Origin of the sequence: Nostoc sp. (genome assembly GCF_036917135.1) — a bacterium.
In the GTDB taxonomy this organism is placed as follows: domain Bacteria; phylum Cyanobacteriota; class Cyanobacteriia; order Cyanobacteriales; family Nostocaceae; genus Nostoc.
On the sequence record NZ_JBALEA010000077.1, the window covers coordinates 193,718 to 219,272 of the forward strand.

The window sequence follows — 25,555 nt, forward strand, 5'->3', positions numbered from 1 at the left end:
CCCACCGTATTTTCTCTCACTGTTTCTGAGCAATGTCAACCCCCGATCGACCTTTTGCCAGTTATCACCTTTGGTCTCTAGTTGCCCCAGCGACTGGGCAAGAACGCTGGCATTGCCAGATGAGACGGGGGTTTATCAAAGCGCGGCAACACGAACCACAAGTTAAAGTCCTTTTAGGGCAAGCCACCGCACCCCAGAGGATTGGGATACTCGCCCAAAAAGGCGTTTATGAGTTTCATCATCACAGGCATCTGTTGAAGCAATCAGATGGTGTAGAAAGAGTTGCACGGCTACTGAAATTAGCCAACTCCAGCGTTCAAGTGCAGCAACGTGTGCTGCAAATTTTGCAAAGATATCATAATGCGCCGTTGCTTTTGGATAAAAATATTATCCAATTAACTCCGGGTGATGAAGGCTTTCCTAAACCGATAGTAGTTGAACAAGAAGATTATTGTTTCCGCTTATATGCGGCTATGGACTGCGTTTTCATTGAATCTGATAGCACTTTACATATTTTAGATTTCAAAACTGGTAAGTCGGCTTTTGACAGACGACAGGCATTAGTTTATTTGTTAGCGGCTCGTTATCTTTACCCTGGACGAGAAGCTGTTGCATCATTTTATAATTTAGAAATATGTAAAAAATCTGAGTTAATTAGCATCAATAATTGTGAGTTAGAATCGTTAAAATTTGAGTTAGCGAATATTGCCCACAAGCACCAGCACGATTTGCAAAAATATCAGGAAGAAGCTAGTAATTTTAGTAAAATCTTTCCTCCAAATCCTGGATCTCACTGCCGCTTTTGTCCATTTAATTCAATATGTGAATTTGCCGATTTTAAGCAGCACCAATCGTATCCACTGCCCAGTTTAAGAGTTAGCAGGTAATTGGTTTACCGCTAACTTCTCTGCCAAATTTTAATTGTCTTATCCAAACTCCCGCTTACCAACATCTCACCGGAAGTTGTGAAGGCCAATGCTGTGACTATATTGCCATGACCTGTAAAGGTACCCAACAATTCCCCGGTTTGGAGATGCCACAATTTGATGGTTTTATCAGCACTACCGCTAGCGATAATTTGTCCATCGGGACTTAACGCGATCGCATATACTCTATCTTCATGTCCTTTAAGAGTATGCAATAATTCCCCAGTCTCCAATTGCCAGATTTTAATGGTTTGATCCCAGCTACCACTCACCAGCAGTTTACCATCTGCACTGATTGCTAAGGAACCCACGATGTGAGAATGACCCATGAGCGTATGCAGAGGTTGTGCATCCTTTAAAGTTTTGATCCCCGTCTGGGGTGAGGTGCGCCAGACTTTGATTTTGCGGTAGCTACCTGTAACCAGAGTTTGACCATCTCGGCTCAAAACTAGGGAATGAGCAGCTGTATCATCTAAAGAGAGTGCGATCGCAACCTGACGATGCATCAAATCCCAAAACAGAATTTTTCTGTCATCTCCACCTGTCGCTAACATTCTGCCATCTGGGGTGAAGGCAGCACACCGCACTACCCCATTATGTTTGTGCAAAATATCTATCAAGTCTAAAGCGCCGACATGCCAAAGCTTAATTGTGGAGTCTGCACCACAACTCACTAAAGTCTGGCCATCGGAACTAAAAGCCAGGGAATTCACTTCATCCACCAGCCCAGATATCACCCAAGGAGACTCTGATAATGTCTCGATTAATTCACCCTTGCTTAAATCCCAGAGTTTCGTCTCGCCACGACTACCACTTGCCAATATGGGTAAAGGGTTGCCATTCTTACACCCAGAACTAAAAGCTAGGCAATTAATCCCTCTGTTGTGTCCTTGTAAAGTCTGCCAACATTCCCAGTCACCGACTAGATCCTTGAGACAATGGTCTGATGGTAGAGTTTGTATTGTATCTGCGATCGCTCTCTCATTAATTAATGGCGACGTGTCTTTCTTGCCAATAAGTGATTCTAAATACCAACTCAACCCCCCTGCATACAACAAGTTACTCGGAGTTACATACAGTTTTGGTTCAGTAAGTTCAAGTTGATTTGTCGGTAAAAAGCCTGTTATTATACTTTGCTTCTCGTAACCTAAATTACCTGTAGATGGATAAAACAAACATAGAAAAATTAATACTTGGTGATTTTTCAAATCCTCTTGAGTAACCGACCACCTAATTTTGTCTTTCTTAATCCCATTAAAACTTTCTCCATCAGCAACGTAAACTTGAACACTTAGCTGAGGATGATCTTTCAGTACATAAGAGAATTTGCTTTCACCAGACAAATTTCCCTCATCATCTAAAATCATATTTTGCACGGTATCTTGTGACACCTTTTTTACCAATTTGCCCAAGCGTTCAGTAATTACTCGATCAACAATATGCTCCCGTAAAAGATAATCTTGGGCTTGTTCCTGGAAGTGTTTAGGAAAAGGTATCGTCCAGTCGGGAGGTTCAGGATATTCTGGCGGTGTGGGCGGCGGATTTCTGGCGAGAACTTCTGCTTGTTGGCGAGAAAGCTCTTGGAGTCTAGCCAATGGCTCGCCCCAAAATGCCATAATCTCAGTGTGACAACCTTTAACTTGACTTTCTAGCAAAGATAAGTCATAAGTTTTAGGTTTTTTCACACGTTGAAGGAAGTCAGTTTGTTGAGCTTTGAGTAAGCTAATCCAATCCATCTGCATTCCTGCGGCAAACTATACCAATGCAATTACTCAAGTTTATAACCTGAGTTTATTAAAAATTCAGTAATCTTAGCAGTCTAATAAAACATAGCCATTAGCAGATGTTTCTGGGAAAGAGATAGATGGATAGCAATTAGACGTTTCATGAACTGATGCAGCTGAAGTATATAGAATTAGATGATGTCTGTTAATTCTAACGGACAGGTCGAAGGAGATACTGTTTCTAGGGAAACAGTTATCACTGCCAAGAAAAGTTTAATCTGAGAGAGATTTCCAAGGTTGCGGTAACGTCAAGTCAACAAATGCCTACACAAAAACGACTTAGTAGCGATAATTCTGGGGTAGATCATCTGAAATCGCCATAAATGTTGAAGATTGGCTAAATTTAACCTTTGCGTTTTGGTTGTCCGGGTGTGGTACTGACATTAGAGGAGTCGCCAAAAGTATCTCTTGCTTCGATCTGTTTAATTTTCATTTGCAAGTTCAAGTCATCACTGCTAACAATTGTTTCTAAATTCGCTAATCTTTGCTCTAACAGTTCTATTTGCTGCTGTTGCAAATAGTTAGTTTTTGATTTTCGTTCATCAGAACGCCAAATAGCAACTGTCCCAACAGCTGCGCCACCAATAGCAGCTAAAGGAATAATAGCACCGCTTCTAGTAACCTCTGAAAGCGGGACGCAAACTCCGAGAATAGCTACTGTAATTCCCCAAATTCTTGTAGTGGCAGATAATCTGACATCTTGGTATTGTTCTAGATTTGGTTGAGATTTTTTAGCCATAATTAAATCCATTGAAAAGTTATTTGCTACACTGGCACAATTGTTTCCTGAAATACTTCCTACATTTGGGTTAGGTATAATTGCTATTTTAATATTTTTGTAATTTATAGTTACTCAATAGCGATCGCTATGGTATAAGTCCTGGAAATACTGCCAATCCTCTGATAAAATCCTTTGAGCGTAAATAGTTAAATTGATTATGACAAGTGCATCTTATATTTTTCTGGCTGGAGCAAGTCGCGGTGTTGGTCGAGAAATTGCTCAATATCTGACAGCCCAACAGCTAAAAGTCAAAGCACTCCTGAGAACAGCAGCAGTTGCTAGTGAACTAGAGAAAACAGGTATCGAAGTAGTTGTGGGAGATGCTTTGAATGTTGAGGATGTAGAACGCGCAATCTTGACAGATGAACCGATTCACACCGTTATCAGTACAATTGGCGGTTTACCTACAGACGGAGAAAGAGCGGATTACCCTGGTAATAGAAATTTGATTGATGCAGCAGTTAAAGCTGGAGTCCAAAAGTTTATTCTGATATCTTCCATTGGTGCTGGCAATAGTGTTGTGGCTCTGTCACCCCAAGTTTTGGCAGCACTGGGAACAGTTTTAGTTGAAAAAGACAAAGCCGAACAACACTTAATTGCCAGTGGACTCACCTATACAATCATCCGTCCAGGTGGACTCAAGTCAGAACCAGCAACCGGTAATGGCGTTTTGACTGAAGATCCCCAAATTATTGGTAGCATCAATCGTGCAGATGTGGCGCAGTTAGTCGTTCGCTGTTTAAATAGCCAACGTGCTAATAATAAAATCCTGTCAGCCGTAGACCGAAATATGCTATTTGAGCAAACAGAATTTGCAGAATTTAATTTGGAGTAATTTAACCACGCCACCGGAGTATTTGACCCTTGACAGGATTCAAAAATTCTCGTCCTTCAGCGACAGATCGAGCGTACTCCCGCTTCAACTGGTAGTACCACTGCGCCTGTATATCTGAGTCTTTAATCAGTCGCAGTACAGGATTATACTTGAGTCCAATCTGTTGCTTTTCCACAACCGTTCGGTCTTGGTCAATGAAACTCCCCGCTAGCAGATGTATTAGTGGCTTGAAAAATCCCACCCAAGGAAGTGTCCAGTAAAGAAGAAAAGTTACCTCAGTTTCCGTCTCTGAAATCGGTGTAACTGCTGTCAAATTAACGACTCGATTATTGCCAATTGTGGTTTCTTCTATTCTGACTCCAGGTAAACGAAAAGAAATCTCCGTTTCCGGCACACCACCACCAATCAGCCAGTACAATCGACCCCCATTGGCTGGTAATCGGTGTCTTCGCATGGTGAAGCCATAGGGCGAAGCATCAAATTGCTTCACTTCTTCATGCAATTGCTCATTTCGCCACCACCAAGCGCGATGAACATAAGGTGAATGAGCCGGGTCCATCAAACCTACCACTGCATGATCCACAAAACAGGGGAATTTCACGACCTTTACGAACTGCGGCGTTGACGTAGCCCCCCGTAGCGATCGCTCATCAAATCCTGGAATCACCGGAATATCCATATCCAAAGCAGGTTGAGGGTTATCGGCATCAGCCATATATATCCAGATATTCCCTTGGGCTTCCCGGATTGTGTATGATTGTACGTCGAAGCGACTCAAATCCATCTCCTGTCCTTCTACAAGAGAAGGTATTGCACTACACCCTCCACCAGAGTTAAAGCGCCAACCGTGGTAGCAGCATTCCACTTCCTGCCCATCGAATCTACCACAACTCAAGGGCACACCGCGATGAGGACAAATGTCTGTCATCGCAGACACTTTCCCATCCCGATCGCGAATTAGCAGCACTGGCTCTCCCAAGAAAATGCGGCTGATCATCATACCTGGCTTAATCTGATTACTAGGCAAAGCATAGTACCAAGTATTACGCAAGAAAAAATTATCGTTATTTTTCATAACGCCTTTGTGAAATCTTTTGGTTAGAGGGTATAGTTTAACATTTCAATGTAATTTTGAATCCTGAATTCTGACATTTTGGATTGAAGGAAAAATCTAAAATCTAAAACTTGTACTGAGCGAAGTCGAAGTATCCTAAATCCAAAATTGGATGACTCCTAACTCCTAACTATATTTTGCAAACCCTGCACTAATCTATCTATACCTTCTTTTGCCGTCTCTTTTTGCAGCGCCCCATAAGCAACTCGTAGATAGCATCCATTATCCATGCCAAAGGTTGTGCCTGGAATAACTGCTACTTTATATTCCTGGATAAGTCTTTTAACTAATTCCAAAGCATCCATTTGGGTATGAACTTTTAGGAAAAAATAAAAAGCGCCATTGGCGGGTGTAATGGTACATAAACCTTGTAGACGATTAAGGGAGTCTAATACTAGTTCTCGCACTTGAGCAATCGCCCCAATATTACTCTGGAAATACTCTTCTTTTGCTTGCAATGCTCCTAAAGCGGCATATTGGGAAACTACTGGCGGACAAATCAAAATCGTATCCTGGACTTTTTTGACGGCGACAAGTAAGTGTTTGGGAATCACCATGTAGCCAATGCGCCAACTGGCAAAACCGTAGGCTTTGGAAAGGCTATAAAGAGAAATGGTGTACTTGCTACTACTAGGAAAGGCCGCAGGTGAAATATGTTTTACGCCGTTATAAGTAAAATATTGATATGCTTCATCGCTGATGTGATAAATGCTGCGATCGCCACAAATTTGATTTACTTCGCGCAATGTCGCTTCATCATACACGACTCCAGTGGGATTATTTGGTGAAATTGTCACCACAGCCCGTGTTTTGGGAGTAATTGCTTGAGCGATCGCTTCTTTTCGCAGTTGGTAATTTTCATCCGTCGCCACTAACACAGCACGACAACCAGCCATTGCGATCGCCATTTCATGGTTGAAATAGTAGGGCGTATTCAGAATAATTTCGTCGCCGGGGTTGGTGATCGCCAGAATGGTATTCATAAATCCCATATTGCTCCCTGCTGTGACGACGATGCAGTTTTCCTCATTGATTTCAATCCCGTTGAAGGATTGCAATTTTTCTGCAAGTGCTGTCAGCAAAAGGGGAATTCCCTCAACTGGTTTGTATAGATTATTGGTTGGTTCAGCCAGGAATTTGGCTAAAAATTCTATCGCTTCCGGTGGTGGGTTGTAAGAAACAACACCTTGTCCTAAAGAAATTGTTCCAGGAGAATTTTTAATCAGTTCCCCAACCACAGGAATAATCGGCGACTGCACCGCGTGCATACGAGAGGTTAGGGATTCCATATTTCGATGCTTATAAACCTGGTCTTAGTATCTTTGGAATAGGATAAAAAGTCTAGCCTTGCGTTGCGATCGTTAAAGAAGGTACTTTGGGGACTTGCGGTATCAAACAGACAGGCAACTAGTACACTGTGACGGAAGTTTGCCTAGCTTTAACCAGTTGCTCAAGCTGCTTGTCTGCGTCTTGTCTAGTTAATTGAGGTTAATTGAGATGGTAGTTAGATTTACGCAGTTATGTACTAGTATTTTCCCTGAGCGATATGATAAGATTGTACGAGATACTACGCGAACATACCCTTTAGGCAAGTAAAAAATAAATTCTTCTCTTGTGTTCTCTGCTTTGCTTCGGTAAAGGTTTTGTCCGTAACACGGAGTTACTGATATCGTTTCTTTGTGAAGTTGCATATATCTACCCCCAGCTATGTTCCCCTTGCCAAGGGAAGACTACATAGGGATTTTGTTATGTGTATCTTCACACAGAATTGGTATGAGTCAGAAACAATACAAAACCAAAAGAGTAAGAGAATGCGTCTGAAAAAGCTAGTCAGCTATGGAATTTTTGTGCTGATGCTCGTCATCGGCTTCAGTTTCACGGGAATTGCCCGTGCTTTTGACTATCCACCTCCAACTGGGCAGGTTGCGATCGCCCAACAGACGAGCGATCTCATGTTCAACACGTTGTTCGCAGCGCTGACGCAGGAGTTCGACGAGACTACGGTGAATAACGTGGAGCAGGGTAAACACTCCATTTCGCTGATATTTAACGATCAAAACAAAGATATGCGGTTAGTCGGCACCGTTGGCCCGCTTCGGCAAAACGATCGCCCCAGCGACGACTTTGAGCGTCAGGCAAACACGCTGGCGATGGCGGGGCAGCCATACACGTCCGTACAACGTGTGAATGCTCAATGGTACTATCGACGCTCGATCCCCCTCAGCAACTTCAGGGCGGAATGTGCGCTCTGCCATGTCAATTTCAAGCCCGGCCCCACACCAGACCAAGTGGGTGCCCTCATGCTCAGAGTGCCAATCAACTAGTAAGTGATTTCCAAAAAATAAATTACCCCTCTTGTGGGGTGGGCAACATGAGCGCCCTGAATATACGACAACTGTTCTCGTAGCGGCACGTAGTGCGGACATCCATCCCACAAGAAAATTTGGGATGTTTTTTATTTGTTAGTTCCTAAGTGACGTCCAAAAAATTAAATAATCCTTGTATAAGGTAGGATTCAGTAATGCCGTCGGCATTACTGAATCTCTGTTTTGTAGTAAATTCAACTATGTATGGTTGGAGTTTTTAGTCAATGGAAATCTGCTGAGGGCTATTGGCTTTGCCGTTATGTGCATCTGTTGTGGTGCTGGCGTAGCTATTTGAGCGGATCTGTTTATCCAGCCAGCTTTTAACGGGATCGTCTGCCAGATTGAGCCGAAGCACACCAGAGAATAACCCACTCACAAATGAGACTGGATGCTGAGTAAATTCTCTGAATATAGGTGACAATTCATTAATGAACATATAAAGACTCCTGGCACTGCCGTAAAAAATTATTACTTCTTAATTGATCGTAACGTGTTGAGGGATGTTGGGTATGGGGCATTGGGCACTTGTACTGAGCGACTTGCCTTGAGCGAAGTCGAAAGGAGTCGAAGTATTGGGCACTTGTACTGAGTTTGACAGTTCGGCTACGCTCAGTGCATCGCTACGCTCAACTACCGCGTTCGCGTAGCGTCTCGTAGAGAAGTCGTTGGCGCAGCCTCTCCAAGAGTTGTATTGGGCATTGATTATTAAGTAATCTCCCTCATCCCCCTCATCTCCCTCATCCCCACTCCCCACTCCCTACTCCTTATGAGCTTGGTTGCTGATCGGGAAACATACACTTATCAGAATCACAGCCACTAGGGCCGGCCTCTGCCATTTCGCCTAAATCGTAGCGGCTTAACACTGCACAGAAGTCATCTGTTTTGCGCCGCGCTTTCACCTCTTGAGTTAAGCGATCGTAGGTTGATTTATCTATTGGTTCAAACGGTAAACGTGGGAATGATTGCAAATCGTCAAAACGGGCTAAAAGAGCTGCTGAAATATATCCCTCATCATTCTGAATGGTTTCGTAGATGCGCTGTCCCAAAGGCTCGATTTCATCAGAGCGAAGTTCCAAAGTAGCTGATGTGTTGTGAGTCACGTACCAACGCTGAACTTGGAGGACAAAATCAAATTGGGATAAGACTGAAAACTTAGAAATATCAATTTCATCAGCCCCAGATAAATCAGCCCAAGTTACAGAAACAGGGATTTCTACTAGCCACTCAGTCACCCGTGGATCAAAGGGATCGTTGAGCAAATTGCCTTGTTCATCTTTGTCAGATTGTGAGGGAATGACATTATAACCATAGTCAATACAAGCTAAGGCTACTGGGTCATTTTTCCCAAAAGTGATCCGGCGAATGAATCTTTGGGCTTTGGGGGGATGCCAGCCTGAACTAGCGTTAGTTAATAAAGCCTTAGTACCACTGGGTTGGACTGTGGTACAGCGATTTGGACGTTTGAGATTGTGGCGATCGCAGTAATCCCAAACCACCCGATGTACAATATCTTTCCAAGAACTTAGGTATTTCTCTTCCTCACGCTTGAAAGCTAATCCTTGTGGAGTAGCAGGTCTTCCTGCTTCCCACCAGCGCAGCCAATCAACACCAAATGCATGGACAAAGAAATCAAATAAGCCAGTAAAAGAAACTCCCACAATCGGGTCTAATTCACGGCTGTATTGATAGCGTGGTTCCAGGAATTTGTGATTTAAAAGTGCTGCTACAGATAATGCCCCAGCAGTGAAAGCTTCCTCTTGTTCTTTGTAATTATGTGGGTCGATTTGATTCAGGTGAACCTCTGACAAATTACAGTGGAAGTTACTACCGATGATTTCCAGACTTGTTACCCTAGAGGCTTTTTATCCCCTAGTTCTACTGCTTGATTATTTGCAGTAGCTCCGCGTACATTTTGCAGATGTGACTTTAGATCATAAAAGTTTTTTTCACATCCGCCCCCGCACTCTTGGAGAGATTATATTCTAGACACCAATTTTCAATGTAATCTAGTTTCACTCTCTACGCTGTACGGTGTCAAAGGCTTTTTACTTCCTTTGATTACCACGGGATTAGCATCTCAGCTTTCCCCGTTTTTGCGAGGTTTTTAACGTGAGGCAAAATCACTTACCACACGGATTTAAAGCGTAACGAGCTAAACGATGTTCTAGCTCATTAGCATCGAGTTGGGGATAGCGTTCCTGTAACCATTGTTTTGCTGTTCCCTGTTCATAAGCTTTCAAGAAATCAATTTTTAAGTTAGGAGTTGGCAGCAAATCAATGTTCGATCGCGCCACAGCTTCACCAGCCCATTGAATCGCTCCCTCGCCACTGTAATATTGTTTGCCGACAGCACCAATACATTCTTCTAAGGTTGGCTTGCGGTGAAAAACTCTCGTATGATTTGCCATTCTTAGAGCATCGCGCTCTGGATCGATTCGCCAATTGCCACTTTCATCTTGCTGCCATAAATTATCTTTGGCATCGGCGAACAAACTATCTTCGTTAGAACCTTGCCTCATCCCAGCTGATCGCCTAATGTTACCGGCAACAATTGTGACAGCAGCTTGATCAATTAACAGACAAGATTCAACTGAATTTAATTGTCGTCCTAAAGCTTTATTCAGAATAGATGCACAACGCTGATAAAGTCCGGGCAATTTTACAGGATTAGCAACTCCTCCAAAGCCGTTGAGAGTTTCTCCGGCTTTTCTCACATCACTGATATCAACTAATACTTCAACTTCTGCTGAAAATTGTTCATTAGTGGAGAGTTCTAATAGGGCTTGATATGATTCAACCCAACCTTCACGGCTATCTCCAACGTGAATAGTGACCTTATTGTCTTCTATATTAGTTTCAGTATATTCACGTCGCTGTTGCACAGGAGTGCTGCCAATTTCACCTTGTACAGTGACATTCAGTTGATTACGGATGGAGGGCAACTTGTTAATAAATTGTGGTTCTAGAACCGCTCCAGTACCACAGCCCATCATTGCCAAATCCATCATTAAGCCGAAGGCACTCCAGTCTTGGAGATTGGTAGAGGTGCAATTATAAGCCCCGGAAAAGTTCTTTGGCTTGGTTATCCAGTCTGTACCACCAACCCATAGCCAGCGTCCACTGGGCATAGCTTTTAAGTTACGCTGCATCCTGGATAAGATGGCAACTTCTTCTGGAGTTAGTTTTCCTAACTCAATTAAACCGAGTATAGTGCGATCGCACACCTCATCCCATGTTTCCCTTAGTCCCGCCTTGGTGCGGCGGCTATAGGTTCTAAAAAATACGGGATTAGCAGCCGGTGCCGTTTCTGGAAACCTTGCACTCTGGCGTGTTTTTTCGAGATTCTGAACCATATATTAAGTGTCTTGCGTTCTTCTTGCTTGCGGATAGATTATGACTATACGCTAAGTAGTTTGAGTATTAAAGATTGTCAAATTGTCCACTTTACGCTACCTCTAGACCGGACTATTTGCAACATAAATTTATGATGTATAATGTCCCTCAGCCTTGGGTGGTAGATATATAGTCGGTTTTAATTAGCACACATTCAGCTACGAGTAAATTATTTCTATATGGTATGGACTCCCCTACATGCAAAAATACACTGCACAATCCGATCGGATCAACATTGATCTTTAGCCAAAACCACCCCCTAAAACTAAGGAGCGATCGCCCAGGTAAGGGCAGGCATCATAAACCTGCCCTAGCAGAAGGTTATTTCATTTGTTGACCAGATAGCGTACAACTTCCTTTTATGAGTTGCAATTCAAAAGGGCTAAGTTGAACGTGCAGGCTCCCACAGTTGGCTCCTGCCAACACTCCCAAAGCTGAGAGTGCTATTACAAAAGCAGCCAATGAACCAATAACGGTAGCATTAATAATGGGTTTTGGAAGTTTCTTCCAGAAGGGTTCCTCTGGGGCTTTTCTTTCTGTCTCCATTGGTTTAACCTTTAAATGGGGTTGGATAGTAGATGGAATTTTAGGTTTCATCATCGTTCAGTCCTTCTATGTTTTTGAACTTAGGAGTCAGTCTGGGAGCCTGATAAACACCAGACTGACTCTGCTTATTTATGTAGGCTGACTTTCCCGCAGTAACAGTTGCTAAGAAGTTAGCTTGTTCTGCAACAAGCTTTCCATGCAGACACTGTACAGCAGCTTGATCAATTAACAGGCAGCATTCAACTGAATTTAATTGTCCTCCCATAGCTTTATTCAGGATGAAAGCACAACGCTGATAAAGTCCAGGCAATTTTACAGGATTAACGACTCCTCCAAAGCTGCTGAGAGTTTCTCCGGCTTTTCTAACATCACTGATATCAACTAATACTTCAACTTCTGCTGAAAATTGTTCATCAGTAGAGAGTTCTAATAGGGTTTGATATGATTCAACCCAACCTTCACGACTATCTCCAACGTAAATAGTGACGTTAATAAATTGTGGTTCTAGAACGGCTCCAGTACCACAGCCCATCATTGCCAAATCCATCATTAATCCGAAGGCACTCCAATCTTCGAGATTGGTGGAGGTGCAATTATAAGCCCCGGAAAAGTTCTTTGGCTTGGTTATCCAGTCTGTACCACCAACCCACAGCCAGCGTCCACTGGGCATGGCTTTTAAGTTACGCTGCATCCTGGATAGGATGGCAACTTCTTCTGGAGTTAGTTTTCCTAACTCAATTAAGCCGAGTATAGTGCGATCGCACACCTCATCCCATGTTTCCCTTAGTCCCGCCTTGGTACGGCGGCTATAGGTTCTAAAAAATACGGGATTAGCAGCCGGTGCCGTTTCTGGAAACCTTGCACTCTGGCGTGTTCTTTCGAGATTCTGAACCATATATTAAGTGTCTTGCGTTCTTCTTGCATGCGGACAGATTATGACTATACGCTAAGTAGTTTTAGTATTAAAGATTGTCAAATTGTCCACTTGACGCTAGTTTTACTCTGCACTAATTACAACAAAAATTTATGATGTATAATGTCCCTCAGCCTTGGGTGGGAGATATATACTCGGTTTTAATTAGCACACATTCAGCTACGAGTAAATTATTTCTATATGGTATGGACTCCCGTACATGCAAAAATACATCGCACCATCCGATCGCGCCACTTATTTGACCGCAACCAGCGCCTATTAATCGCTGTCTCCGGCGGACAAGATTCTCTGTGTTTAATAAAGTTACTTTTAGATTTACAATCCAAATGGCGATGGTCTTTAGGTATCGCTCACTGCGATCATCGCTGGCGTTCTGACTCCCAAGCGAATGCTCACCACGTCGAAAATTTAGCGAAAACTTGGGGTATATCCTTTTATTTAGAAACAGCCAACAAACCGATAAATAGTGAAGCGACTGCACGGGATTGGCGGTATCAAGCTTTAAGTGCGATCGCACAGGTAAATAATTATCAATATATAGTTACAGGACACACCGCCAGCGATCGCGCCGAAACTCTCCTCTACAATTTAATTCGCGGTACTGGTGCTGATGGCTTACAAGCCCTAACTTGGCAACGTCCTCTAACTACAGAGATTATGTTAGTGCGTCCACTTTTAGAAATCACGCGAATACAAACAGAGCAATTTTGTCAAGAATTTAAATTACCAATTTGGCAAGATTCCACCAATCAAGATTTGCAATATGCCCGCAACCGCATTCGCCAAGAGTTAATACCATATTTGCGAGATAATTTCAACCCCCAAGTAGAATCAGCTTTAGCCCAAACAGCAGAACTTCTCCAAGCGGAAGTGGAATATTTAGAAAAAGCTGCCCAGCAGTTACGGGATGGGGCATTGGACACTTGTACTGAGCGACTTGTGCCGAGCGAAGCCGAGGTAAGCCGAAGTATGGGGGATGAAGAAGATTCCCTTACTCTTCTTCCCTTGAGGCTAAATCGTCGGGTATTGCAGAAAGCACCACTGGCACTGCAACGTCGGGTAATGCGTCAGGTATTGCAGCAAATATTGACTGATGCCCCTAGTTTTGAACACATCGAAAAATTAACGGCTTTAATTATAGCGCCGAACCGATCGCAAACTGATCCCTTTCCTGGTGGTGCGATCGCTCAAGTAGAAGGCGACTGGATCTGTTTGAAATAATTATTTAAAGTCTTTTTGCGATCGGGGACGATGCACATTATCAGTTTTAGGATATTAAGAGAATATGCGGAAAGCCATACAGATTGTCAGGAAGCATTAAGCAATTGGTATAAAGTTGCTACTAAAGCGAGATGGCCAAATTTAGTTGAAGTACAGCAGGTTTTTCCTAAAGCTGAAGCTGTTAGTAATTTTACAGTTTTCAATATTAAAGGAAATAAATATCGCTTGATTGTTAGTATAGATTATGAAGGGCAGTTAATTTATATTAAGTATATCCTCACCCATGCGGAATACGATAAGGAGAACTGGAAGAATGACCCTTACTTTTAATCCAGATAAATACAAAGAACTATTAACAGCTTATCTTCCCAAGCTGATAAAAAGTGAAGCTGAAAATGAGCAAGCTTTAGCGATAGTAGAAGATTTAATGCACCGGCAACGCACCCCAGAAGAAGACGAACTTTATCAGTTATTAATTACTTTAATCGAAAAATTTGAACAAGAATATTATCAACCAAGCCAGCAGAATAATCCTCTATCTATGTTGTTATTTATTTTAGAGGAATCTGAGAGAAGCAGAAATGATTTAGTAGCGGTTTTAGGAACAGAATATTTGGTTGATAAGATTTTAAATGGACAAGAGAAGATAAATACAGAACAAGCGCGTAGACTGGGAGACTTTTTTCATGTAGAATCTAGTTTATTCATGGAATAACTAAGCTCGTAGTTCGTACTTGGGCTTTAGCACAAAAAAATAAGTTAGGGCTGAAGCCTGATCGCAAACTGATCCATTTCCCGGTGGTGCGATCGCTCAAGTAGAAGGCGACTGGATCTGTTTGAAATAGTTAGGAGTTAGGAGTTAAAAGTTATGAGTTTTTGGTTTTCTGTCTTGAGATTTGAGTTATGAAGTTTCTTGAATTCATCACTCCTAACTCCTAACTTGTTAAGACGCCAGTAATTCCGGCTGAGGCATTAAACTCTGGAGAGTATGGCGCAACTGTGCGATCGCTTGGACTTGATCATCACCAGTTTCTTGGAATTGATCCAAAGATTCGCCAATTCCTTGCAACTTTTGCCGTAATCCATCTAAAGAATCCTGAATTGGTTGTAATGCTTCTTGATAAAGATTCACTCGACCAAAGTATTCAGCAGTTGTTCTTCGTAGAGATAGCAAGTTTTCCTCGATCGCTTTCAGTTCACGACGCTTTTCATCTAAATCGTGAGCTTGATTGTCAATCATTCCCTGATTTAGCTCAATACCAGAACGAATCTGCTCAATCTCGCGTTCCAGTTTTTGGATTTCCTGTGAATATTGTTGTCGCTGGGTTTCAATTTGTAACAGAATCGGTTCTAAATTAATTTTGTTGTTACTTTCTGCTTCCTCAGCAACAGTATGTCCTTGCCGTCTCAGCAGTACAGCTTGGTGTTGCTTGAGAAACTTCTGATGCTGTAGCATATTGCGGCGTTGTCCCACCAAACTGGAATTTAGCATCTGATAGAGGTCTTTTTCATCCGTTAGTTCGAGTTCCAAATTAATGTGGTCATGGTCAGATGCCTTATTTATTTTAGTTTGGAGTTCTTCTATAGCTTCTTGTTTATATATCAGTTCTTGTTCTTGATCGTGAACAAAGCTAGCGTCTATTTGCACCTTATGCTGCAAGTCTTGCACTATTTTTTGTAGTTCTTCTAAAGGCAATTTATTCAAAGCTTCCACATCAACTTGCTGGCCGAGAACTACATCACCAGATGTTGCAGCTAAAGAGTGCATTTGTTGATATAACTCTTCGGCGTTTCGTAACTGCTCTTTGATGATCCGAGCATACTCTTGCTTGTTAGTAAGGTTTGCTGTATTTATCTCCAATTGGGCTGTTTGCTGAACTAGAGAATTTTGGGCTTCTTGTAATGCATTTTGGCGATCGCTAAAAGTTTGTGACAAACGCTCTACTTCTTCTTGCTGTTGAGCGATCGCGGTTTTTTGCTCCTCCAGTTTTTGCCAGTGTGGGGTAAGAGTAGCTTGCTGGTTTTCCACCAATTCAAAGGCCAAATGCAGATGTTCTCTGACTTTTTCCGTGGGAACAACACGACTAGACAAGCGATCGAGCAACTCACTCATTACCCGACTTTGTTCTTCATCCAAAACCGTCCCTGATTTAAAATCCGCAAGACGTTCATCTAGGCGACGCTGTTCACCCCGTAAATGATCCCAAGCGCCTTCCAACTCCTGGCGGTTGCGATCAATTTCTGCTTGCAATCGTTCAATTTCCTGGCGCGAGGTGTCAACTTCCTGTTTTTGCTCCTCCAGACGTTGCGACTCATCCTCCATTTCTTGCAACTGTTCTGAGCGTACCTCCATGTCCATTTCACGGCGATTCAACTCTTGCGCCTGAAACGTTAGCGACTGTTTCCACTGATCAATCTCATCTTCCTTGAGCTTAAACTTCTCCAACTGGCGGGAAAAATTCTGCAAAATATTGACTAATGGCCGCCCTGCTTCTTGAACCCGTTGCACTTGACGATTCGGATTCAGTTCAACCAATACCAGAGCGCCATCATTTAACTTGCTTGCGTCCTCAGCTGCAATCACTTCTTCTGACACAGTACTCCAATTCTGGTCAGTTCGCTGACAAGCTAGCAGTTTCAGTTCGGTTTTGGCACCGCCACTGAGTAAACCACCTTTCTGTTTTTGTACTTCTGCTAAATACAGCACACCGTTAGTCCTTTATTGATGCACTTAAACTTCATTTTTTGGGATATATCTTAAATAATTCTGTTAACTTGTCTCACTGAACCGAGGTTTAGGAGAACAAGACAGACAAAACTATAGACGTGAGATATTACGTCTTGATACTTATACAAGCGACCTAGTCGCGCCTTTATATTTTGTACTGATGACAGTGATGATGACTTCCGTGTTAACACTAGCTTTGTCAAAGTGTATTACGAAAAATAAAGGTTTATAGTTTAATGTATTCTCCTGTGAGAACAAGGAAGAGAGTAAAAATCTTTCCAATACTACATAATCAATACTTAAAGAAGAAGTCAGAATTCAGAATTGAGAATTCAGCAATACTTAAGGAGTACTTTTTAGATAAATGCAGGGAAATTTAAGTGAAATTGATATTTGCAGTATCTTGCAATTGATTGAGTTGGGACAGCGAACTGGGCAACTATGGGTGGAAGCTCATAGTTGCCACTATAACAACAAACTGGGTGGAGAGGGAGTAAGCATTTATCCCCCGAAACAACAGTCTTGGTTCGTATTTTTCTTGAATGGTCAAATTATCTATTGCCAAGAAGGTGAGAGTAGTTTAGCCAGAATTAGCGATTATTTACGTCATTACCAAGTTGAAATGCGACTCACCGACAAACAAATTGCCTCCCTACCACCAACCGACGCGCCAGAGTATGCCTATCTTTGGGCACTCTTGGAGCGGAATATTATCAACCCAAAAATCGCTGGTAGTATCATTCAGGGCTTGGTGCATGAAACTCTCTTTGACCTGCTGAGTTTACGCCAAGGCAACTTCATTTTCCATCAGGGTGTGGCACTTGCCCCGCAATTAAACACTTTTGAGATTTCTCCATTTGTGACAAAAATTACCAAACAGGTGCAAGAGTGGAAGCAACTCTATCCACACATTCAGTCCCCAGAACAATTGCCAGTACTATCTGACAAAGTTCACTTGCAATCTTCCCTACCAGAAGCAACCGTGAATAAGCTAAAACATTGGGCTGATGGTAAAACATCCTTGCGTCAACTGGCTCGCCATCTCAACCGAGATATTTTGACAGTCGCTAAGGCAATATATCCTTATTTGCAACAAAGTTGGCTACAGTTAGTATATTCAGAGACAAACAAAACAGATGCCCATACGGATAGTTGGGAATTGAAGGGAAAACCGATGGGGCGGATAGTATGTATTGACGATGCGATCGCCATCGGTGAGACTATAAATTCCATCTTACAACCACAAGGTTATGAAGCGATCGCTCTCACCAATCCTTTGGAGGCATTGAGTCTGGTTTTTCAACTCAAACCCGACTTAATTTTATGCGACATTGCTATGTCGGAATTGGAGGGGTACGAGGTTTGCGCCATGCTGCGACATTCAACAGCATTTCGACTCACACCAATTATCATGCTTACTGGGAAAGATGGGTTTATTGATCGAGTCAAAGCTAGTATGGTCGGGGCAACAGATTATTTAACAAAACCGTTTACAGACACTGAGTTACTCATGCTTGTAGAGAAATATATCAACAACCAATGAAAATAGGGCATTGGGCATTGGGCACTTGTACTGAGCGTACCCCTTCCCTACGGGACGCTACGCGAATGGGGAAGCAAGCTACGCGTAGCGTCTCGTAGAGAAGTCGTTGGCGCAGCCTCTCGTAGAGAAGTATTGGGCATGGGGCATTGGGCAGAAGTTCTTTAATTTTGAATTTTGTTAGCGCCGACGGCAAGCGAGTCCGCGTACTCTTTCAGAGAAGCAAGCTACGCTTTTAGCGTCTTGAAGAGAGCGTCATTTTGAATTTTGAATTAATTTATCTCCCTCATCTCCCTAGTCTTCCTCATCTATGGGGCATATAAAGAGATCAAAGATTTGTTGATCTACTAAAAGATGAGTTAAAAGATGTTATCACAGAGTCAGCTAACTTCGTGAAATGTCAATATCCAGGAAAATAGTGAGAACCTACAATTAATTTATACAGTTAATACTTGCGGAGGAATCAGGGAATGTTCCAATTAGGAACGTCTACATCAGGAGGTAAATAGATACTTATGAGTACAGTTCTGATTGTGGAAGACAGTATCGCGCAAAGGGAGATGATTACAGACCTCCTGAAAGCAACTGGCCTAACAGTCACCCACGCCAGTGACGGATTAGAAGCATTAGAGGCAATTCAAATAGCACCTCCCGATTTAGTGGTATTGGATATTGTCATGCCCCGGATGAATGGCTACGAAGTTTGTCGGCGGTTAAAATCCGATCCAAAAACCCAAAATGTCCCTGTGGTTATGTGTTCTTCTAAAGGCGAAGAATTTGATCGCTACTGGGGGATGAAGCAGGGTGCAGACGCTTACATAGCCAAACCGTTTCAACCAACCGAGTTGGTAGGAACAGTCAAACAACTGCTGCGAGGATAAGGATAAAAACAACATGGTCAGCAAACCGGACTTTTTAGGTGGCAACGGTCAAGACCACTTCCGACCAGAATTACAAGTAGAAAGTCCTGAAGGTGAGTTACATTTGAGGTTTTACATTCCCTCGCATCAGGAGTTTGCACTACAAGCGACTGGCATCCGGGAGGTAATTGAACTAAGTCCTGATAGAATCACCCCGATTCCTAATGCTTCTCCTTTACTTTTGGGTACTCTAAATTTACGAGGTCGAGTTATTTGGGTGGCCGACTTGGGTCAATTTCTGGGGGAAGCAAGTGCATTAAACACGGATAGAGCTGAAATTTCGGTGATTGCCATTGAAGAGCAAGACATAATAGTGGGTTTAGCAGTAGAGGAAATCGGTGGTATGGACTGGTTAGATGTCCAAAATCTCATGCCACCAACTGGTGTTCCAGATACTATGGCTCCCTTTTTACGTGGAGAGTGGTCATTAGGTACTAAAAACAATCAGTGTTTACGACTGCTCGATCAAATGGCAATTGTACGGAGTGCTAGGTGGGCAGGATGAAATTGGAGGAGGAAATGGCAGCAAGTATTGATAATTACGAGCCAACATATCAACAGGCGATGACCGCCTATGTTCAAAGGGATTATGAGGTTGCCGCCACTTTAGTTGACCAAGTGGTGCAAAATTTACCAGATGACCCCAACTCCCATTTGTTAAGGGGTCACATCTACTATGTTTTACAGCAGTATGATGTAGCAAAAGAAGAATATCAACAGGTATTGGGCTTGACTAACGATCAAGAAATTATTGGTTTTGCCAATAATGGAATTGAGAATATCGATCAATATTTACAGTCATTCAGTGGTGAGATTGATACATCAGAAAGTGAAGAACAAATAAATTCCTCACAGATTTCTGATGCACTGGCATATAGCGAACCAGAATTAGAAGATTTGGGGGCTAGTGAAGAGTTTGACAGCAAGAACCTGGATTTGAACTTTTTTGGAGAGCATCAAGAGACTGTGAATGGGGTTGAAGAGCTATCTTCAAAAAGTCCATTTGATCTGCCTACAGAAGATAGTATTGGAACAGTAAAAATATCAGATTCTTCTACACCTTTTGGTGACGATCCCTTTGCCTTGGATGAAGAATTACAGGAACAAGGGACAAATAGCAATTTGGAGGAGAACACAGAATTAGAATTGCCTGCTTTTTGGCAGGAAGATATCTCAGAAGATATTCTGGAAGAATCATTAGTAAATAGTCAATTCTCAGATAATGAGATAAATTCTCCTTACGGAAATTCAACTATTGACAATAATAACTCTTCGGTTTCTAATTCACAACCTAGTAATAGCGAGAATAATTTCCCTGATTTGTTGAGTGAGTCAAAGTCACCAGAGCAGAGTATTGTCAATTTAGAATATAACAAATCTAGTTTTGGGGACGAAACCTTACTGATTGTTGCAGCAGAACTGAGAAATGATTCGCCAACAACAAACAAATTGGAATACGACAGTCAGGATAATTTACCTGAAACAGAAGCGCATAATTGGTTGAAACCAACAAATTTTCAAAAAGAGGAAGCTTTCCAGCCAGATTTATCTAAGGAATCTTCATCTTTTAGTAGCAAGTTACCTCAAAAAGAAAAGCAGTTTAAATCAGATGAATTAATCAGCCAAAATAGCTTAGATGGCGATGAAAATTTTGATATGGAAGCATTTGAGTCTGCCTTTGGTTCAGAGGGTTTAAGCTCTTATGAAGACTCAGCTACTATACTAAATGGAGAAAATTCTAAGAGCAATATCGAGTTTTTAGATGACTTTGAGGAATTTGACGATTTAGGCAATATTCCCGGGTTTGATATGCTCGAAGGAGATTCTAGCTTCGGCGATCTAGCAATGCATTCTTCTCCAGCAGAAGCTCGTGACAGTGGACGCTCTCAAGTAGCAGAGGGTTTTTCAAGTAATACAGCCGATCGCGAAGAAGAACTATTCTCAATGACTGGTTCCCATGAAGCGGTTCCAGTCTTTAGCCAAACAGATGTCTCAAAACTAGAACCCAATGTCAGCATCGAACAAGGATGGTTAGCACCATTAGAGAATGCCTCCATTGAGAGGAAGCAATGGTTAATTGCTGGAAGTGTGGGCATTGTTTCGGCGTTGGTTGTCGCCACAGTTAGCTTTGTTGCTACCACATTTTCGCCACCCCAACAACGAGAATCTGTACGCGATACCGGTTGGGCAATGTCACTAGCAGCTGGGATTGCAGGTTTTGCTACCGCAGGCTTCATGGGTAATCTGGCGCTTAAACAAATTCGGCGCACAACTGATGATCTGCAAAATCAGTTTGAGGCTGTACGTCAAGGAAATCTCAATGCTCAAGCCACAGTGTTTTCCGAAGATGAATTGGGGCATTTAGCCAGTGCCTTTAATGAAATGGCGCGGGTAATTTTCACAACCACAAGTGAAGCCCAACGGAAAGCCGATGAACAAGAGGAAGCCAAAGAAAACCTCCAACGCCAGGTGATTCGTCTCTTGGATGATGTGGAAGGAGCTGCTAGAGGCGATTTAACAGTCCAAGCTGAAGTGACAGCCGACGTACTGGGAGCCGTAGCTGATGCCTTTAACCTGACAATTCAAAACTTGCGGGATATCGTTCAACAGGTAAAAGTGGCGGCGAAGGATGTAACAAAAGGTGCAACCAACTCCGAAACCTTTGCTAGAGCCTTATCTAGTGATGCTTTGCGCCAAGCAGAAGAGTTGGTAGTGACGCTGAATTCTGTACAGGTGATGACTGACTCGATTCAACGGGTAGCAGAGGCGGCGCGGGAAGCTGAAATCGTTGCCCGCGATGCTAGTACGATCGCTCTCAAAGGTGGCGAAGCAGTAGAAAATACCGTAGCAGGGATTTTAGAAATTCGGGAAACCGTTGCCGAAACCACTCGCAAAGTGAAGCGGTTGGCGGAATCTTCCCAAGAAATTTCTAAAATTGTGGCGTTGATTTCTCAAATTGCTTCCAGAACAAACTTGTTAGCACTCAATGCTAGTATTGAGGCGGCAAGAGCCGGAGAAGCTGGACGCGGGTTTGCGATCGTGGCAGATGAAGTGCGCCAGCTAGCAGATAAATCTGCTAAATCCCTGAAGGAAATTGAACAAATTGTGATGCAAATCCAAAGCGAAACAGGTTCAGTAATGACCGCAATGGAAGAAGGCACACAACAAGTAATTAAAGGGACAAAATTGGCAGAAGAAGCCAAGCGATCGCTCGAAAACATTATTCAAGTAGCGAATCGCATCGATATTCTTGTGCGCTCTATTACTAGCGACACTGTGGAACAAACTGAAACCTCCCGCGCCGTCGCTCACGTAATGCAATCAGTAGAACTGACTGCACAAGAAACTTCCCAGGAAGCACAGCGAGTTTCAGGTGCCCTACAACACTTAGTAGGTGTATCCCGTGACTTGATCGCCTCCGTTGAACGTTTCCGAGTGGAAACTATGGAAACCAGGTAACAAAGTTAGGAGTTAGGAGTGAGGAGTTAGAAATAAAAATCACAACTCGTAACTCATAATTCATAACTCATAATTCATAACTCATAACTCATAACTCATAACTTTTGCTATGCTGCCGGAACAACAACAGCGGATTTTGGGTTACTTTATTGAAGAAGCCAGGGATCACCTGAATACCATTGAGCAAGGCTTGCTGAATTTAGAGGGTACCCTGAACGACCCGGAAATGATCAGTGAGGTCTTCCGAGCGGCTCACTCTATCAAAGGAGGAGCGGCGATGCTGGGATTGACTAGCATCCAGCATACCTCCCACCGTCTGGAAGATTGTTTTAAAGTTCTTAAAGATAATCCGGTTCAGATTGACCAAAAGTTAGAGTCTTTATTTCTTGGTGTATCTGATACCCTAAAATCGCTGTTAGAGCATTTGAGCGGCCCTTATGGTCTTTCTGAAGATGCAGCTAATACTTTGATGTCTGAAACTGAGCCAGTCTTTCAATGGCTGTATCAGCATCTGGAACTACTTGTACAACAAGCGAACAGTGGAGTCGCCGCAACAGAACTACACACAAATTCTGTAGAGAATGTCTCCACACTTACAGAACTTTTCCTGCGGCGAGATATTCCCAGTTTGGCAGAAGACACCCATCAGGAATCTTCAGACTCGGTAGCACCCCAACCCCAAGAGATGCGAGATACTCCCAGACTCGCTAACGCTGGGCGATCGCCAGTTACCGCTCAAGAAAATAATAACTGGGGCGAGTTTCAAGCCCAAGTGCTGCAAACATTGCGGGAAATGTTGCAACTATTTAAGCAAACCACAACCCCGTCAACTCGGCAAAATCTCCAGCAATGCTGTTACCAGTTAGTCAAACTTGGTGAAACTTGGAAGTTGTCCAAGTGGTGTGGTTTGTGTCAAGCAGCAGCTAGTGCGATCGCTAATCCCGAAAATACTTATCTAACTTTAGCTAAAATTGTCATTACCGAAATCAAGCAAGCTCAAGAATTAGTTCTGCAAGGTAGGGAAGCCGAAATTGCAATTAGTCAGCAACTAGAAGCACTTTTGAGCTTGGCAGAAATTGAGTTATTAGAAATTAACCCGGATTTATTTAATGAAGATTCTGCGCCTTTGACAGAATCAGAGCCAATTCCATCTAGTAACGCCGAACCGTTAGCCCAGACAACTGAAGAACTGAATCTAAACGAGAATAGTAGCGATCGCGATCGCCCCTATATTCAGTTACAAGGAACACCACTAAACGCTGCAACTCACACCAGTCTTGCTTTCACCACACATGACGAAGCACATCCAATCAGTAACAATCTTGACCCCAATGGGCCAGAGGTAGGAATAGCTGAGTTAAATACCCTTGCCGATTTATTTGATGGTGAGAGTCCCGAACTAGATGAAAGCTGGCATCAAGAAGAAACCTTAGATATTGTTGCCACCGATGATTTTGGAATTGATTTCAGCAGCACTGACGCTGAGGCTGCTGATGGCGATTTATCCGATTTCCTCTCCTTTGATCAAGAGACAAGCAACGCGCAGCAGCCAACAACCACAGCCACAACAGAAGATTTATCCCTGTTATTTGGCGACAATTTCCTAGAAAAAGAGAATTCAGAACCGCAAAATCAAGATACATCTGCTACCACTCTCGATTTGAGTGATATTAACGAATTTGATATAAATTTAGACTCTTCTTCTTCTGAAAATTTACAAGAGTTTATTGATATTCCTAGCGATCCAAACCAGGCTCCTGGCGAGATTTCCCAAAATAATATAGTTGATGATGATGAAGAACTATTGCCAACAGTTGAAGCAATTCAACCGGAAACTGAGCCATTTGTCGCTGTAGAACTATCTACCAACCAACAAAACAGTTTTGATAACTTATTCTTAGAAACTAGAAAGGCAAATTGGGTAGAAGAAATTTCCCCTAGTGACTACATAGAATTACCCCAGCAAACTGGCTTGTCTTTGGACAACTTATTTGCTGATATGGAAGAACAGACACTACTGCCGACAAGTGAACCAGAAATCGGTGATTTATTTGATATATCTCCAGCCACAGCACCTGAGTTTTCTCAATCTGAAAATGATCCAAGCAACTTCTGGAACCAAGAAACCACGGAGAAACAGAAAGAATTCGATTCCTTAATTGGGCAGAATGTGGAAAGTGCTTTAGAGGAGAGTTTGTTTACTCCGGCGGCTGATGACATTTTTGCTGATAGTCAGCAGCCCATACCTTCTACTATAGGCAGTTTTGACATAGAAGAAGATTTTGATATTAATTTCCAGCACCAAGAACAGCTAGACTTGATATTATCATCAGATTCTGAAAGTAATTTATTTGATGAGCTAGCACCAAGTAACTCAACTATTTCCCCTGCAATCAACGATGCCTTTATCCCTGAAACGCCTCTGTTTGCGCCCCATCCAGAGGAAGAAATTATCAGGCCGCAACAACCAGAAGCTTTAGATTTTGCTCCAGAATTTACTAATCAGCCTCCAGAGATATCTGCTGTTGATCTGGAAGTTAATTCATTAGGCTCCTTCGATGAAAATCCGCGACTGCTGTTTGAAGATGTCGCAACAAACGACTCTACATATATTCAGATGGACAGCACAGAAAATCCTGTGGATGAACTATCAGCAAATATAATTTTTGGGGAAACTTCCGATTCAGCATCATCCCAAGTAGAGTCAAGTGATTTGTTTGACTCCTTCGATGAAAATCCGCGACTGCTGTTTGAAGATGTCGCAACAAACGACTCTACATATATTCAGATGGACAGCACAGAAAATCCTGTGGATGAACTATCAGCAAATATAATTTTTGGGGAAACTTCCGATTCAGCATCATCCCAAGTAGAGTCAAGTGATTTGTTTGACTCCTTCGATGAAAATCCGCGACTGCTGTTTGAAGATGTCGCAACAAACGACTCTACATATATTCAGATGGACACCACAGAAAATCCTGTGGATGAACTATCAGCAAATATAATTT

18 protein-coding genes and 3 pseudogenes are annotated in these 25,555 nt (G+C 42.6%); 11 read left to right on the forward strand and 10 right to left on the reverse strand.

Going from position 1 to position 25,555, the window contains the following annotated elements:
• The first annotated feature begins 32 nt into the window (after nt 1–32).
• A complete protein-coding gene (locus V7K50_RS25385; RefSeq protein WP_334964942.1) occupies nt 33–887 on the forward strand; it encodes a PD-(D/E)XK nuclease family protein in 855 nt (284 codons plus the stop codon).
• A gap of 11 nt (nt 888–898) precedes the next feature.
• Here V7K50_RS25385 and V7K50_RS25390 read toward each other — a convergent pair whose 3' ends face one another.
• Both V7K50_RS25390 and V7K50_RS25395 read right to left on the reverse strand, forming a co-directional pair.
• Complete coding sequence (locus tag V7K50_RS25390; protein ID WP_334964944.1) at nt 899–2,668, reverse strand: WD40 repeat domain-containing protein; 1,770 nt, start codon at nt 2,666–2,668, stop codon at nt 899–901.
• 385 nt (nt 2,669–3,053) lie between these two features.
• Nucleotides 3,054–3,449, reverse strand: a complete 396-nt coding sequence (locus tag V7K50_RS25395; RefSeq protein ID WP_334964946.1) for a hypothetical protein — start codon at nt 3,447–3,449, stop codon at nt 3,054–3,056.
• Nucleotides 3,450–3,648: 199 nt separating this feature from the next.
• On the opposite strand from V7K50_RS25395, the gene V7K50_RS25400 reads away from it, so the two are divergent.
• A complete protein-coding gene (locus tag V7K50_RS25400; RefSeq protein ID WP_334964948.1) occupies nt 3,649–4,326 on the forward strand; it encodes an SDR family oxidoreductase in 678 nt (225 codons plus the stop codon).
• A 1-nt stretch (nt 4,327) separates the two neighbouring features.
• On the opposite strand, the gene V7K50_RS25405 is transcribed toward V7K50_RS25400, so the two are convergent.
• Both V7K50_RS25405 and V7K50_RS25410 read right to left on the reverse strand, forming a co-directional pair.
• Nucleotides 4,328–5,401: an aromatic ring-hydroxylating dioxygenase subunit alpha gene (locus tag V7K50_RS25405; protein ID WP_334964950.1), complete on the reverse strand. Its 1,074-nt coding sequence runs from the start codon at nt 5,399–5,401 to the stop codon at nt 4,328–4,330.
• A gap of 158 nt (nt 5,402–5,559) precedes the next feature.
• The gene (locus V7K50_RS25410; protein WP_334964952.1) at nt 5,560–6,729 is read right to left on the reverse strand and encodes a pyridoxal phosphate-dependent aminotransferase; all 1,170 of its coding nucleotides are present in this window, start codon (nt 6,727–6,729) and stop codon (nt 5,560–5,562) included.
• Between the two features lie 522 nt (nt 6,730–7,251).
• Between V7K50_RS25410 and V7K50_RS25415 the strand changes: the two genes are divergently transcribed.
• A complete protein-coding gene (locus V7K50_RS25415; protein ID WP_334964954.1) occupies nt 7,252–7,764 on the forward strand; it encodes a hypothetical protein in 513 nt (170 codons plus the stop codon).
• A gap of 259 nt (nt 7,765–8,023) precedes the next feature.
• Here the strand turns inward: V7K50_RS25415 and V7K50_RS25420 are convergent, their stop codons facing one another.
• The 5 genes and pseudogenes from V7K50_RS25420 to V7K50_RS25440 all read right to left on the reverse strand — a co-directional run.
• Nucleotides 8,024–8,242: a hypothetical protein gene (locus tag V7K50_RS25420; RefSeq protein ID WP_334964956.1), complete on the reverse strand. Its 219-nt coding sequence runs from the start codon at nt 8,240–8,242 to the stop codon at nt 8,024–8,026.
• Nucleotides 8,243–8,570: 328 nt separating this feature from the next.
• Nucleotides 8,571–9,644 (reverse strand): annotated as a pseudogene (nrdJ, locus tag V7K50_RS25425) (ribonucleoside-triphosphate reductase, adenosylcobalamin-dependent); the annotation flags it as partial.
• A gap of 285 nt (nt 9,645–9,929) precedes the next feature.
• A pseudogene (gene nrdJ / locus V7K50_RS25430) lies at nt 9,930–11,159 on the reverse strand (ribonucleoside-triphosphate reductase, adenosylcobalamin-dependent); the annotation flags it as partial.
• Nucleotides 11,160–11,520: 361 nt separating this feature from the next.
• Nucleotides 11,521–11,799: a hypothetical protein gene (locus tag V7K50_RS25435; RefSeq protein WP_334964958.1), complete on the reverse strand. Its 279-nt coding sequence runs from the start codon at nt 11,797–11,799 to the stop codon at nt 11,521–11,523.
• A 133-nt stretch (nt 11,800–11,932) separates the two neighbouring features.
• Nucleotides 11,933–12,640 (reverse strand): annotated as a pseudogene (locus V7K50_RS25440) (ribonucleoside-triphosphate reductase, adenosylcobalamin-dependent); the annotation flags it as partial.
• 219 nt (nt 12,641–12,859) lie between these two features.
• Between V7K50_RS25440 and tilS the strand changes: the two are divergent.
• From tilS to V7K50_RS25455, 3 genes are read left to right on the forward strand one after another with little or no spacing between them, the layout of a single operon-like run.
• Nucleotides 12,860–13,900 (forward strand): tRNA lysidine(34) synthetase TilS, encoded by a 1,041-nt coding sequence (tilS, locus tag V7K50_RS25445; protein WP_334964960.1) that lies wholly within the window; start codon nt 12,860–12,862, stop codon nt 13,898–13,900.
• Between the two features lie 30 nt (nt 13,901–13,930).
• Nucleotides 13,931–14,230 carry a type II toxin-antitoxin system HigB family toxin gene (locus V7K50_RS25450; protein WP_334964962.1) on the forward strand — a complete coding sequence of 100 codons (300 nt, stop codon included), beginning with the start codon at nt 13,931–13,933 and terminating at the stop codon, nt 14,228–14,230.
• Nucleotides 14,214–14,615, forward strand: coding sequence for a helix-turn-helix domain-containing protein (locus V7K50_RS25455; protein WP_334964964.1), 402 nt, complete (start codon nt 14,214–14,216; stop codon nt 14,613–14,615). The genes V7K50_RS25450 and V7K50_RS25455 overlap by 17 nt, the downstream gene beginning before the upstream one ends.
• A gap of 228 nt (nt 14,616–14,843) precedes the next feature.
• On the opposite strand, the gene hmpF is transcribed toward V7K50_RS25455, so the two are convergent.
• Nucleotides 14,844–16,607: a pilus motility taxis protein HmpF gene (gene hmpF / locus V7K50_RS25460; protein WP_334964966.1), complete on the reverse strand. Its 1,764-nt coding sequence runs from the start codon at nt 16,605–16,607 to the stop codon at nt 14,844–14,846.
• Nucleotides 16,608–16,992: 385 nt separating this feature from the next.
• Here hmpF and V7K50_RS25465 point away from each other — a divergent pair, with 385 nt between their 5' ends.
• The 5 genes from V7K50_RS25465 to V7K50_RS25485 all read left to right on the forward strand — a co-directional run.
• Nucleotides 16,993–18,171, forward strand: coding sequence for a response regulator (locus tag V7K50_RS25465; RefSeq protein WP_334964968.1), 1,179 nt, complete (start codon nt 16,993–16,995; stop codon nt 18,169–18,171).
• Between the two features lie 512 nt (nt 18,172–18,683).
• Nucleotides 18,684–19,049, forward strand: a complete 366-nt coding sequence (locus tag V7K50_RS25470) for a response regulator transcription factor (RefSeq protein WP_069073698.1) — start codon at nt 18,684–18,686, stop codon at nt 19,047–19,049.
• A gap of 13 nt (nt 19,050–19,062) precedes the next feature.
• Nucleotides 19,063–19,593 (forward strand): chemotaxis protein CheW, encoded by a 531-nt coding sequence (locus V7K50_RS25475; protein WP_334964970.1) that lies wholly within the window; start codon nt 19,063–19,065, stop codon nt 19,591–19,593.
• A 14-nt stretch (nt 19,594–19,607) separates the two neighbouring features.
• Complete coding sequence (locus V7K50_RS25480) at nt 19,608–22,547, forward strand: methyl-accepting chemotaxis protein (protein ID WP_334964972.1); 2,940 nt, start codon at nt 19,608–19,610, stop codon at nt 22,545–22,547.
• 109 nt (nt 22,548–22,656) lie between these two features.
• The coding region (locus tag V7K50_RS25485; protein WP_334964974.1) for an Hpt domain-containing protein at nt 22,657–25,555 on the forward strand (2,899 nt) is incomplete at its 3' end.